Source organism: Streptomyces sp. NPDC002133, assembly GCF_040296405.1.
GTDB lineage: Bacteria > Actinomycetota > Actinomycetes > Streptomycetales > Streptomycetaceae > Streptomyces.
This window is the reverse complement of record NZ_JBEOXF010000120.1, coordinates 1-8080: the sequence shown is the minus strand read 5'-3', so window position 1 is coordinate 8080 and position 8080 is coordinate 1. Positions and strand designations below refer to the sequence as shown.

Below are 8080 nucleotides of genomic sequence, written 5' to 3'. Positions count from 1 at the left end.
GACGACGACACCCCCAAGATCCGACGCAGGGGCTGTGGCCGACGGCGGCGTGGTGGGAGGCGAGCAGGTGGGCGGCAAGGGGATCGCCTGCGCCGCGTGTACCTGCCGGGTCGTAGTCGGCGGCGAAGTCCGCGAGGCGGTCGATATCGTGCTTGTCGACGGCGTCGGCTGAGCCCGCCGCCAATCAGGGGCGGCGGGCAGTCGGCACCTTCGGCACCGATGCCAGCGCCTGGGCGAGATCGCGCTGGACTTGGTCAAGGGTGTAGTCCTCGAGGCTGACGGTCTCGGTGAATCCTGACTGGGGCATGTCCGCGGGCCGTACGCCGTAGGGCAGCGCAAGGTCCTTCCACGCCGTCAGGACCGCGTGTTCGACGGCACGGGCATGCCGGCCGGGGAGCTTGACCGTCGTGACCACGGTCCAGCCGTGTGCGCGGTGCTGGAGAAGCCGCCTGCTGCCCACCTTGGCGATCCCGATCTTCGCGGCGCCGAGATTCTGGTGGGTGGTGAGATAGACAAGGGCGTTGTCATCGGCGCTGATGCCGTACCCGCCGCAGTAGCGGCAGGCACCAGTCCCGGCATGCTTGATGCTGTCCAGGCTGGGTGTGATGTCCCTGTGGCAGTTCAGGCAGCGCGCCCGCCACGGTTTCTTGATGCCGGGGAAGGCGGCCAAGGGTTCGGCCCCGGCCCGGCGCAGAAGGTCCTCCGCGGCGGCCGCCGTGACCGGACCGTTCCTGCGGCAGACGTCGCAGCACTTCGGCTGGCCCTGCCGGATGGCCTTACGGATGCTGCTGAGGGTGGGGGACGTGATCCCGCCGCAGTTGCCGCACTCCGACTCCCACGGTGCGTTGGTGCCCGGGTAGGGGACCAGCGGTGTCAGGCCGCGCTGCCGCATGATGGTCCGGGCCTCTGTCTCGGTCCTCTTCTGCGAGCCGCTGCACGGCCGGCACGGGCCCTGAGTGGACTTCGGGGAGCAGAAATTGCCGTACTTCGGGGCGCCGGCCGCCCCGCAGGTTGCGCAGTGGCCGGGCCAGGGAACCTCTGCACCGGGGTAGGGGACGGCAGGTACCCAGCCCTTGGCTCGGGCCCGCTGCTCGGCCACCTCGGGGGTCAGTCTGGCAGGCATGACCGCGGCTCCTGCGGAGCGTGATGGTTGGGGTCGGAGGGCGCACATGCGGCACCCGTATCCCTGCTTGATGTAGGAGAGACGGAACCGGCCGACAAGGCCGCAGATTTTGCACCTGGCGGTCCACGGTGTGGTGGAGGATCCGGGGAACGGCTCAGACGGGATGAACCCGGCCGCGAACATGATGTCGACAGCCGCCCGCCGGCTCGCCCACCCACGCCACCTCATGCGCTCCAGCAACGCGACACCTGCCCACACATACACGAGGGGTGAACCAGCCCGTCCGCGCGCCAGACAGGACACCCGGCTCCTACGGGCAGCGGAGCCGTCTGCCGCGCATCGCGCAGGACCCCGCGGATCGTCCCCCGCGGCATATGCGGGCCGACGAGCGTCTGCCCGCATGCGAGTGCGCGGAAGGGGCGGGAGGCTGCGCGCACGCATGTTCCGTTTGTCAGCAGTGGCCACGATTCAGGCCGGATGCGGAGTACGGTGCACCTCACACGTCCAGCGAAAGCCAGGAGTTCCGGTTCCGCTGCGCCGCATATGTGGGGGGTCACATGAAGAAGATCACGCTCGCGATGCTGGCGGCTCTGGCGTTGGCCGGCTGCTCCAGCGGGCCAACGCTGGCCGGCAGCGAGCCCGACGCGGCAGCCGTCGAGGAGACGACGTCGAGCGCGCCGCAAGAGTCGGCTGAGCCAGTCGTGCCGGAGGCTCCGGCCGTCGTCACGGTGGAGATCACGTGCTTGGACGACACCTACTCGTCGCATTCCTACGCCTTTCCCGAGGAGGCATGGCCGGCGAAGTACAACTCGTGCGAGGGCGAAGCCACCGATGGAGAGATGACAGAGCTCCAGAGAAAGGCCGTTGAGACCGCGTACGCCGACGAGGGCGGCATCAGCAGTCTCGGAACGCTGTACGGCATCTGCGCCCAGGCCGGACCCGAGAGCCTGAGCTACCTCGACACCGCCGGGAGCCCCGAGCAGATCGCAGAGATCAAGGGCGCGCTGGTGCTATGCCCCGACCACCCTCAGCGAAAGCAGATCGACAAGGCCCTGGGCGGGGCGGCGAAGCGGAACGTTCTAGAGGCCGACGGCAAGATCTTCGGCGAAGGCGTGTTCCGGGTGGGCGAGGAGATCAAACCCGGCATCTACTACACCACCGATGTCGAAGGCTGCTACTGGGAGCGCACGGACGCGAACGGCGAAACCATCGACAACAACTTCACCAACGCTGCGAAACGAGTGCAGGTGACCATCCGCTCGAGCGATTACTCGTTCAACAGCGAAAACTGCGGCCAATGGCGGCCAGTCGGAACGTGAAGGCCTGACGGTCGGCAGCGCGCGCAGAGGGCCGGGGAGCGCAACGCTCCCCGGCCCCCTTTCTGACCCTCGCCGACGCCGAAGTTGTGGAACCGCTCGACCCGCTGGGTCAGATCGCCGTCCGGGACCGATTCCAGCACGCGCGTGACGTTTGCGATCGGCGTGACCAGCGCTCCCCCGCGCCAGAAGGTGGGGCGCAGCGGTTCGGCCGCGGCGCGGGGTTGGTCAGCCCTGGACGAGTCGCAGGGCGCGGGCCTGGGCAGCCGCATCGAGCGGCGGGGCACACCACTGGATGCTGTCGAGGACGATCAGGTCGGTGACGTCGTCGAAGCCCTTGGGGGCGCCGGCGAGCATGCGGACGTAGCAGGAGAACGCAAGCGCGTCGAGTTCCCTGGCCGGGCCGTACTCGGGCAGTGGCGGGTTCGTCCGCAGGGCCGCGACGTAGGCGAGGGCGAGCAGGCCGAAGACGTCGGATTCGATGATCTCTTCGATCCTCCAGCCGGTGCGCTGCGTGAGCGGCACCATACGGGCCAGCAGGTAACCCATAGCGTCTTCCATCTCCGCCTCGGTGTAAGGCATTACCGGCCCGGGGGCCGGTGCCGGGGCGGAGACGGCCAAGATGTGACGGCGAGCATTCCCGTTCGGCATGGATCTCCTCGGATCGCAGTGTGCGCTTCGGCTGCCGACCGACTGCCACCGCCGGTCCGCATAGTTCAATTATGCATTCTCAGAGTATTCGTTTCAAGGGTTCTGGAACAATCCCCCGCCACATCCCCCTGCCCGGAGCGCGTTTCCGGCTGGGCCCACCCCGTGGTCTGCGCCGCAGGGGCCCTATCGTTCAGCCCATGCCGAATCGCAGCACGAGAAGACGAAGATTCGCCGGCATGGAGCGGTCGCTCGCCGGCTTCCTGGAGCAGGGAGAGCACCTGCAGCATCAGTGCACGGCGCTGGTGAACGACAATCATGCGGAACTGCTCGTGACACGGCAGGGCGAGCTCATCAGCGCGGTCATATCCGACCGCGCGCTCTACCTGCTCTTCAACTCCCGTCGCCCCCGTGAGGCCACGCGGATCGCGTTCGACGACCTCAAGCGGTTCGAGCAGACCAGCCCCAGGACGATCACCATTGAGACGTACAGCGACGCGGACAACTACGTCCTGGCGCCGCAGAGTGCCATGCTGCGCCGGACGACGGACAAGTTCGCCGCAGCGCTGAAGACCTGGGCACCAAACCGGGTGGTCGCCGCCCACCGCATCGAACTACTGGCTGCAGGCGGGGCCACCCTGTTCCAACTCATGCCCGGGCCGGACGAGGAAGAGCGATGGTCATGGTCCATCTCGTTCGACCTTGGGCTGCTGACTGAGCCACCCGAGCTTCTTCACAGCATGGTCAGAACACAGGTCCAGGAGATCATTGCCCGGGTGAACGCCGCGCCCGCCGGCTGAGCACATTTCCCTCCCTGGCCTGCCCGCCCGCTTCCCTACGCGGGATACGAACCACGCAGGCAGGTGCGCAAGGCCCGGTTATCGCGGGCGCCGGCGGCCTCGGCGAAGCTCTGGCCGGCTGGCTCCTGCCAGGCACCCACACGGGTCGGAAGGAGAAAGGGTAGAGATAGAGCACCGAAGCGGTGAGGCCGATGACTCCGATGAGAATGGTGTCGCGCAGGCCTATGACGGTGGCAGTGGCACCGGCCAGGAGCGCCCCCAGCGGGGCGACGCCCCACTGGAGCCACCTCATCGATGCGTTGACACGGCCAAGCATGCCTTCCGGGCTTTCCAGCTGCCGGTCCGCTGGGCAGTGTTGTCCTGACCAACCCGTCGCGCGGCAGGCGTGTCTCTCAGCCTTCCCGAGGTTCGACTGGGCCAGCTGTCTGAGCGCCTGAATCCTTGCGTTCCGCGAGCAGGAACAAGACCGCAGCGGCGGCGATGAAGCCTAAGCCGACGTTCATGCAGGCCATGACCGTCTCGAGGGAGGCGTCGGCGATCCGGGGGATGCTGTTGACGAGAATGAGGGCGTAGATGCACAGAACGCCGTAGGCGCGAAGCCGCATCCCGGCCTGTCGCTTCCGCAACCATGGCGGTGTCCACCCAGCCAGCATCGCCACCGGCACCGGCAGCACGAGCGCCGTCGACACTGCCAGCGCAATCAAGTGGTACAGCGGATTGCCGTTCACCCCGCCCCCCTTTCGTAGGTGATCACCAACCTACGGAGGGTTGACGAGGCACGTCCATGCCGAACACCGAGAGCTTCCGGCGAACTTATCCGGTCAGAGCACCTGGCAGAGGGCCAGGTTCACGAGAACGGCCTCTCCGAGCAGGGGAAGAGCTGCAGGGAATGACGGGCTTGGGTGCCACTGGTGCTTATCGTGACAGGGCCCATGATCGACACAGACATAGCGTCGCTGGCAGGTGGCATCGTGAACGCATCCGAAATCAACTACGAGGCGGTCTTCCAGGCGCTGCCCAGCGCGGTGGCTCTGTTCACCACGGACCTGGTGTACGCCGACGTCAATGAGGCGTTCCTGAGCAGCATGGGGCGTACCCGTGACCGGGTGGTGGGCCGCTACCTGTCTGATGCCTTCCCCGACGATCCCAAGGACCCCGCGGTAACCGGCATGCGCAAGCTGCAGGCATCGTTGCGGTGGGTGGCCGCCACCGGGGAGCGCGACGCCATGACGCTTCACCGCTACGACGTGGAGTACCCGGACCGGCCCGGGGTGTGGGAGGAGCGGTACTGGAGTCCGGTCAACGTCCCCGTCTTCGGCCCGGACGGGCGGGTGGCGCTGCTGTTGCACCGGGAGGAGGACATCACCGAGCTCATCCGTACCCGAGGCCGCAAAGACCGGGCAACGGCACTGGAAGCCGAGCTGTACACCCGTGCCCGAGAACTGCAGGAGATCAACGAACGGCTGCGCGAGGCCCACGCCCGCGAACGCGATGTAGCCCTGAGCCTGCAAGAGGCGATGCTGCCCGCCCCCGGGCCTTTGAGGCATCACCGCGCAGCAGTGCGCTACCGCCCGGCGGCCGGGTCCCTGAACGTGTGCGGGGACTGGTACGACCTCGTCGACCTGCCTGACGGCCGTATCGCGGTGGCCGTCGGCGACGTCGTCGGCCAGGGCCTGGCCGCCGCATGCGTCATGGGCCAACTGCGCAGCGCCCTCAGCGCCGCTTCCCTCGTCGCCGACGGCTCCGCCCAGGCCCTGGAAGCCCTCGACCTGTACGCCCGCTCCGTCGACGGCGCGGAGTCGACCACCGCGGTCCTGTGCGTCATCGACGACACCAACCCCGCCATCGCCTACAGCAGCGCCGGCCACCCTCCACCAGCCCTGCTGCACCCCGACGGCACCGTGGACTTCCTCGACCAGGCCACCGACCCCCCGCTCGGCGCCCGCCCCGAACACAGCCCCCGCCCCCAGGCCGAGTCCCCGTTCACCGAGGGGGCCACCCTTGTGCTGTACACCGACGGGCTGATCGAACGCCGCCGCGAGGATATCGATGCCGGCCTGACCCGGCTCGCCGCCTCCCTCACCCGCCACCAGGACACCGACCCCGAAACGCTCGCCGACGCCCTCCTGACCGACCTGATGCCCCCTGCCGGTCCCACCGACGACACCGCCCTGGTCGTCCTCCGCCTGTGACAGAGGCGGCTACCACAGCACCCACCACCACGTCCCCGACCGCCCCGCCGGAAAACCGGAACGGACGGCAACCCACGCAGGGGTGCTGGCTGCGAGCGCCAAACGCACGGCGGCGACCGCGTCGGCAGTATCGGCAATCAGGTCCGTACTGCCGCTCTCATGCAGCACCGAGAACACGCGCCGTCGTCAGGGTCCGAGTAGGAACAGACGAGCCACCCGAAGTACGCGGACGGTGGGTAGTTCACCAGGTTCTCGCTGAACCAGACCTGACTGGCTTTATCGACGGCTCACGACAGCACTTGTTCGCGACTGCGGGAGGCACCTGCCGCACCGGGATGTCGATGTCGACGAGCACGGGAGGCAGTGGGCCACCGCGGCCCGCATGGCGGCGTCGATGCCGCGCCATCGATCACCTGGCTCCGTAGCCAGCGCCTATAAGTTGGTCGGCTACGAGCCCGAGGAGCAGCCGTGACCGACTTCAAGACCGCCGACCCCGCCGCCGTGCACGCGACGCTGACCGTCGTCCGCGGCTGGCAATGGGCCTGGTCAGCCGACGAGGTCCCCGCGCTCATGGCGCACCTCGGCTGGACCACCGTCGAATCGGTCCCCGACGGCCCGATCATCGCCCGGGCGACGTGGGACCTCGGAAAACCGCTGCAGACGATCAACATCTCCCACGGGCAGGTCCGCAACCTCGACATCCGGTTCTCGGGCATCAGTCACTGGCCGGCCGTCGACGAGGACGCCGCCCCGATCAACGACAGCTTCGTCGAGGTGCTTGCCGCAGCCGAGGCGGTGTTCGGCCCCGCCGAGGAGTTGCACCCGGGCAAGACGCCCTCGCAGGTATGGCGCCTGCCCGACTGCGTCGTGCGGATCACCCGCACCACCGCGGGGGTCACCGCCCACTGGGCCGAGCGCAAGTACTTCGAAGAGCGGCACGACCTGGACGTGAGCGCCCTATGAACAACGTCATGCTCACCCTCGCAGGCGACCGCCCCACCTTCCCAGGCCGTCAACCCGCCACAGAATGACCCACGTGGGGGCAGAGCGCCTCCCCGCCAGTGAGCGATGCTGTCCATCGTCGTGAACAACGGCTCGGTGTCGACTGCCGATGTGCCTCCCGAACTGCTGTAGAAACGCTGCTCTTCGACGCGTACAGACCCACCTGACCGTCGCCCGGGATGTCGACGGCGACCCAGAAGCATCCAGCGCTGATGTGCCCGTCCTCGCGCGAGGCGATCCCCGCTTCCGCAAGAACCCCCTGTACATAGCGCCCAGCGGACTCAGCTGGTCATGCGCTTCCTCCTCCACGCTCTCGGTCGGGCAGGAGCACCACCCCCCCACCGCCAGGACAGCGGCGCAGCCGGGCAGCCGCACCCCGAGGTCGGTCAGCCCTGGACGAGTCGCAGGGCGCGAGCCTGGGCGGCCGCATCGAGCGGCAGGGCTCGTACGCGAGAGCAGCGGCCGTGTCGGGATCGGGGGCGTCTGGTCGGCGACCGGGCCGGGCAGGACGGCGGCGATGAGCAGCTCGCCGCTGTCGACGTCCAGGGTCAGGCCGATGACGGTGAACGTCCCGGTGGCTGCGCTCATGCGATCAGCTCGAACGTCGCGTCCTCGATGGCCTGGGCGCTCAGGTCGCCCGCGAACGCCGCGACGACGTAAGCGCCGCCCTCTCCGCCCCAGAGAGTCTCGGACCTCTCACCCCGTCACCCTCGGCACGGTGCGGGAAATATTCCAGGACGGCCCCGGCCGCATTCCGCCTGACCTCCTCGAGGGAATCCCCATCGGCGACGACAGCGAAAGTCGAGACGAGATCCCAGCAATCGAACCAGCCGCCGACGATCGTGTATTACATGGCTCCCCCATACTCGGTTCACCGAAAAGGCCAGGCCCCGGAATTCACTACCCTCGATCTTTCTTGATGGGCCGCCGACGAAGTCGGCGGCCCATTTCGTTGTCGAAGGCCGAGGCCGGGCAGTCCGAGGGCCCGAGTGTCGTCTC

General features: G+C 68.2%; 7 protein-coding genes. 4 read left to right on the top strand and 3 right to left on the bottom strand.

The window, feature by feature from the left end; translation table 11 throughout:
• Positions 1 to 184: 184 nt before the first annotated feature.
• Positions 185 to 1123, bottom strand: a complete 939-nt coding sequence (locus ABT078_RS42055) for a hypothetical protein (RefSeq protein WP_351237692.1) — start codon at positions 1121 to 1123, stop codon at positions 185 to 187.
• Positions 1124 to 1680: 557 nt separating this feature from the next.
• Between ABT078_RS42055 and ABT078_RS42050 the strand changes: the two genes are divergently transcribed.
• Complete coding sequence (locus tag ABT078_RS42050; protein WP_351237690.1) at positions 1681 to 2442, top strand: Rv1352/Rv1906c domain-containing protein; 762 nt, start codon at positions 1681 to 1683, stop codon at positions 2440 to 2442.
• A 225-nt stretch (positions 2443 to 2667) separates the two neighbouring features.
• Here ABT078_RS42050 and ABT078_RS42045 read toward each other — a convergent pair whose 3' ends face one another.
• Positions 2668 to 3000 carry a hypothetical protein gene (locus tag ABT078_RS42045; RefSeq protein WP_351237688.1) on the bottom strand — a complete coding sequence of 111 codons (333 nt, stop codon included), beginning with the start codon at positions 2998 to 3000 and terminating at the stop codon, positions 2668 to 2670.
• Positions 3001 to 3287: 287 nt separating this feature from the next.
• Between ABT078_RS42045 and ABT078_RS42040 the strand changes: the two genes are divergently transcribed.
• On the top strand, positions 3288 to 3887 hold the full coding sequence (locus ABT078_RS42040) for a hypothetical protein (protein ID WP_351237686.1): 600 nt from the start codon (positions 3288 to 3290) through the stop codon (positions 3885 to 3887).
• A 392-nt stretch (positions 3888 to 4279) separates the two neighbouring features.
• Here the strand turns inward: ABT078_RS42040 and ABT078_RS42035 are convergent, their stop codons facing one another.
• Entirely contained in the window at positions 4280 to 4615 is a 336-nt protein-coding gene (locus ABT078_RS42035; protein ID WP_351237684.1) for a hypothetical protein, read from the bottom strand.
• A gap of 240 nt (positions 4616 to 4855) precedes the next feature.
• Between ABT078_RS42035 and ABT078_RS42030 the strand changes: the two genes are divergently transcribed.
• Both ABT078_RS42030 and ABT078_RS42025 read left to right on the top strand, forming a co-directional pair.
• The gene (locus ABT078_RS42030; RefSeq protein WP_351237694.1) at positions 4856 to 6079 is read left to right on the top strand and encodes a PP2C family protein-serine/threonine phosphatase; all 1224 of its coding nucleotides are present in this window, start codon (positions 4856 to 4858) and stop codon (positions 6077 to 6079) included.
• Between the two features lie 468 nt (positions 6080 to 6547).
• Positions 6548 to 7042 (top strand): DUF6301 family protein, encoded by a 495-nt coding sequence (locus ABT078_RS42025; protein WP_351237682.1) that lies wholly within the window; start codon positions 6548 to 6550, stop codon positions 7040 to 7042.
• Positions 7043 to 8080: the final 1038 nt, after the last annotated feature.